Raw genomic sequence first — 302 nt, 5'->3', positions numbered from 1 at the left:
CTGGCCTTTCCCAGGCGCAGGAAAAGCCCCGCGCGGGTAGAGGTTTCGTCTCTTCATCTTTCAAAAAAAGAACAAACAGCAGCATTAGAGTGACTGGATATCCACTGCGGTGGACGCGGGCTTGTAGCTCAGGTGGTTAGAGCGCTACACTGATAATGTAGAGGTCCGTGGTTCGAGTCCACGCAGGCCCACCACTTACACGGTTTTAAGAGGGGGATTAGCTCAGCTGGCTAGAGCGCCTGCTTTGCACGCAGGAGGTCAACGGTTCGACTCCGTTATTCTCCACAGGAGATGCAGTAACA

At 54.0% G+C, this 302-nt stretch carries 2 tRNA genes; both read left to right on the top strand.

Features of this window, described 5'->3' with window-relative positions:
• The first annotated feature begins 117 nt into the window (after window positions 1–117).
• Window positions 118–194 (top strand) — tRNA-Ile (locus FJM74_RS22150).
• Between the two features lie 17 nt (window positions 195–211).
• A tRNA-Ala gene (locus tag FJM74_RS22145) sits at window positions 212–285 on the top strand.
• Window positions 286–302: the final 17 nt, after the last annotated feature.

The sequence above is a fragment of the Pontibacter beigongshangensis genome (genome assembly GCF_014332515.1).
Lineage (GTDB): Bacteria > Bacteroidota > Bacteroidia > Cytophagales > Hymenobacteraceae > Pontibacter > Pontibacter beigongshangensis.
This window is presented reverse-complemented; position numbering and strand designations above follow the sequence as displayed.